At 50.2% G+C, this 3,983-nt stretch carries 4 protein-coding genes; 2 read left to right on the forward strand and 2 right to left on the reverse strand.

The features are described 5' to 3' along the window. The first annotated feature begins 88 nt into the window (after positions 1 to 88). On the forward strand, positions 89 to 415 hold the full coding sequence (locus QZ506_RS04665; protein ID WP_291969392.1) for a hypothetical protein: 327 nt from the start codon (positions 89 to 91) through the stop codon (positions 413 to 415). A gap of 16 nt (positions 416 to 431) precedes the next feature. Beyond that, positions 432 to 2,267 carry a ShlB/FhaC/HecB family hemolysin secretion/activation protein gene (locus QZ506_RS04670; RefSeq protein WP_291969394.1) on the forward strand — a complete coding sequence of 612 codons (1,836 nt, stop codon included), beginning with the start codon at positions 432 to 434 and terminating at the stop codon, positions 2,265 to 2,267. Here the strand turns inward: QZ506_RS04670 and QZ506_RS04675 are convergent. Both QZ506_RS04675 and QZ506_RS04680 read right to left on the reverse strand, forming a co-directional pair. Then, positions 2,241 to 3,476, reverse strand: a complete 1,236-nt coding sequence (locus QZ506_RS04675) for a hypothetical protein (RefSeq protein WP_291969396.1) — start codon at positions 3,474 to 3,476, stop codon at positions 2,241 to 2,243. The two genes, QZ506_RS04670 and QZ506_RS04675, sit on opposite strands and share 27 nt — an antisense overlap. A 289-nt stretch (positions 3,477 to 3,765) precedes the next feature. Next, positions 3,766 to 3,983, reverse strand: a 218-nt coding sequence (locus QZ506_RS04680; RefSeq protein WP_291969398.1) for an IS1 family transposase, incomplete at its 5' end; no start/stop codon positions are given.

The following is a 3,983-nucleotide window of genomic DNA, read 5'->3' on the forward strand; positions in this document are numbered from 1 at the left end:
CCGCGCTGCTTGAGGGCCTTGTTATAAGAGGGCCAGTTGGTGATTTTAAAATTTTGTTTTGCCATGGATACCTGATTTTGAAACAACTGTGGTGATCTGCTCCGATGATTACCCAAAAGTTCTATTTATTCAACAAAGCCATGTGAATAGGGCATTAACCGTCGATCTGCCAATCCCCACTTATTTACCGCTCGCAGCCAATATTGGTAACCACTTCGCTACGCAAAACCTGACGCAACAGCTGACGGGCTCCAACATGGTTGTCACGCACGATGCCACTACGGCCCCGGCGATACAGGGACAACGGTGTGGCAGCAGTGCCAATAATAACGTTATGGCTACTGTCGAGACTCGCCTTGCAGGCGCGGTATGTATGTTAGGCGCGGACTACGCACTTTCTTTCTCAGGCAAATAATAAAAAGAGATTTTTTATGCGAGTATCACCTTTATTTTCACCAGCATTTTTGTCACCGACACTGCTCAGCCTGTGCATCGGTATCGGCCTCAACACAAGCGCAGCATCGGCTGCGCCATCTGCGGGTCAATTAGCGCAACCCACTTATGCCCCTGTTCAGCAGCGGGACAGCGGGCGGATCACATTGCCAGCAACCGCGGGTCTGCATGCGCCGCAAGGTTCAGAGCAGTTGTACGTTGTACCATCAGGCATCATCGTTGAAGGCGGCTACCCTGAACTGGCGCAAGAAACGGCCCGCATTGCGTCCACGCTGAAAGACAAGAGAGTCTCGGCTGCCCTGCTATTTGCTGCGGTACGAGAGTTGGAAGCAGCGTATGCCAAGGCAGGCTACCTGCTAACGCGCGTCACTTTGCCGCCTCAGAAAATTAATGACGGCGCACCGCTAAGAGTCATCGTCACCGATGGCTTTATTGAAAAAATCGATGCTTCCGCCTTTCCGATCACGGCGCGCCGCCGTATGGAAAGCATGCTGGCTCCACTGGTAGGAGAAAAGCGCCTTACGCGTAGCATGCTCGAACGTCGTTTACTGCTGGCGGGCGATACGCCGGGCGTAATGCTTAAATCCACCTTGCAACCGGGAAGCAAACCGGGATCAACCGTGTTGATCGTCGATGGGCGTTATAACCCTATCACCGGCAGCGTTTCACTCGATAACGTTCAGTCTGATGAGCTTGGCAAATATTCACTCTGCGTCGGCGGAGAGCTCAACAACATCACCGGTTTAGGCGATCAGCTCTATATGCGGTTGAACGGTTATCCACGTGGCGATGATCCCATCATGGACAGCGAGCCACGCAGCCGCCAGTTTGCGCTTGGGCTTGTGGTCTCCTTGGGCACTGACGGCTTCTGGCTAAACCTTGAAGGGGTTGATAGCCGAACCAAACCGACATCAGAAACGGCCGTCACCACCCGCGATCGGTATCACCGTTTCTCAACCCGCGTGGGATACCATTGGTTGCGCGCCCGCGACATCAATACGTCGACGCTGATGGCTTTAGATATTCAGAATGAGCAGCAGAATCTGCAACTCAACAGTCTCGATATCCCGTTCACGCAGGATAAGCTCCGAGTCTTGCGTCTGACGCAGTCCTTCGATGTCACGACTGATTACGCCTCCCGCTTTTCCTCCTCCCTGACCGCCTCTTTCGGCATAGATGGGCTCGGAGCCAGAAAGGGAAATGCGGATCTCCCCATGAGCAAAGACGGTGCCAAACCCGATTTTCAAAAACTGGAACTGACCATGAACTACAGCCAGGGGCTGGCTGACGGCAAGGTGCAGCTCTCTCTGGCGGGATTGGCACAAACGGCATTCAATAACGTATTGCCCTCTTCCGAGCAGGTCTCTATGGGTGGTTCAAGTTGGATCTCCGCTTTCGACTCCGGCACGATGAGCGGTGACAGTGCGTTGGTAGGGCGCACCGAAGTCGGCCTTCCACAACCATTAGGCGCCTTTTCCTGGGCACCGACCTTTGGTCACGCGCTGATGCCTTACGCCTTTGGCTCACTGGGCACCGTTGGGCTCTCGAAACCAACGGCGTTAGAACAAAAAGAAGTGCACGGCAGCGCGTACGGGATGGGCTTACGTCTGAGTACCAGTCAGATGGCCAGCCCTAACAGCGCCATGGTATCCGTTGAATATGCCCGAGGTAAACAAAGCGGCGAACCCGATGACGACCGTGTCAATCTGCGCGTGTTAACCTTATTCTTATCGACGCAATACCCCGTATCCCGCAAGGGATGCGGCGTTTTCGCTTACCACTCACCGCTAGCGTTGGTGAATACCGCCACCTAGCGGCTTATTCTGGTTAATATTTGCATTCAATGTATTTTGTAGGTCCTGAATATTAGAAGATATCTTCAGCTTGCGGGTTGGTGCATCGTGCTTAACCGAAGCATTGTCAGTAATAGACGGTTGCGCATCAAAACGTTTAGCCATTGCCAACACATGTCCCTGACCAGTGCTGATAGTGCGAAGCATAGCCGACAGAGTCTTGTCAGACACACTGGATGACATATTGTCTGGCACAACATTCGCTCTAGAATGCACATTTTCTCTGCTCACCTCAGCGCTGTACCATTGGGTCGGATGGGACAGAGCTGCATAGTCGAACTTAGAAACGCAATCCCCTGCCCCCGTCACCATAACGAATGCATTAAAAAGATCTCTGTGTTGTCCATACAGTAAAAATGCGGCCTCTTTTTTATTCGCATTAAATGCATTAGCGAGGGCGTTTCCTGTTTGCATCGCCTTGATATTACGTTGCGGATTTGCGGTCATTTTTTGGCATAGATCTGCCAGACTCGTGAATGTTAGCGTTTTGTCTCGCAAAACCTTCATGGCGGTTTCACCACGGAACTCCCCACCGGTTCCACTACGCGTATCAATCTTCACCCTAGAGATCGCCCGTCCTTCCATAGGATTGGTGATAAATAAGAGATCGTCACCCTGTCGAACCAGTGAAATAGGCTTGTTGAAATAAATGTAATCACCTTGACAACGGATATTGTCACTACTAAACAAATGGCTCGTTGGATTTTTAAGGAGGTAATCAAAAATCATTTTTTTATCTTTGTCGCTGTTACTGCTCCTATCACTAGGAACTGGCTTTCCATCGTTAAGCAGCGGACTCAAGATGTTTTTTGGCGTCACCGTGTTCGCACTCTCACCAGAGACCAAATCTAACAGCAGCGTATTGTACTGAGCCTTCGCATCAGCAGCGGAAGCCTTTTGCATCGGCATACGCGAGGGGGTGGACGCATAACTTCCCCATTTCGTCGTGATGGCCTTGAATACGTCACTGAGACCGACAAATACCTTTTTTACCGTAGTAGAAAAGGAGCAAGAACGGTTGCTGATGCCCGATAACAGCCGTTGCAGTTTGCCTTTTGGTGTCGCTTTTGTTGGCTCAGTACGGGTATTCGTATCATCGTCCCCGATGCGGGTGGTATTTGTTCCATTCACTTGCGGTGATAGAGTGACTCCGCCATTTTTTGTCATCATTACGCTTGTACCCTTGGTTAATTACTCATCATTTCACGACTAACGGCTATACAGCAGGTTGCCAAGACAGCGACAACATGTGTGACGATGATTATTTCATAACCAGCACAATGAAATTTTAAGGGAATGCCCTTCAGCGATGAGGCATAAACAAAACACTGGCTGCTTGATAAAGCAGTCAGTACAGCAATGAAGAATAGTGGCGGAGGCCAGAGAGATAGGATTTATAGCAGGCCAGGCAATACAAGAATTAAAAAAAGTGTCGTGTATTCAATAAGTTGATGTAGCATCAAACGTAGTACTCGCGTTCGATGTAAGTACCGATGATCCTATCGTGCATTTTGGATGATTTTGAATATCCGGGCTTCTTGCGATTGAGCCGTTGCAATCGGTTACGCAGTGTCAGATGTGCACACTCAATACGCTGTGTATACAGCTTGCTAACAATGTGTTTTACTTTTGGAAGTTCGTCGTTGTAAGCCCTGTAGCCATCCGTGTTTGCATGAC

It is taken from the genome of Candidatus Symbiopectobacterium sp., assembly GCF_020054415.1.
In the GTDB taxonomy this organism is placed as follows: domain Bacteria; phylum Pseudomonadota; class Gammaproteobacteria; order Enterobacterales; family Enterobacteriaceae; genus Symbiopectobacterium.

Bases quoted from the DNA above. Each gene is read 5' to 3' on its own strand.
- QZ506_RS04675 (WP_291969396.1), bottom strand. From the start codon at position 3,476: ATGATGACAAAAAATGGCGGAGTCACTCTATCACCGCAAGTGAATGGA.
- QZ506_RS04670 (WP_291969394.1), top strand. From the start codon at position 432: ATGCGAGTATCACCTTTATTTTCACCAGCATTTTTGTCACCGACACTG.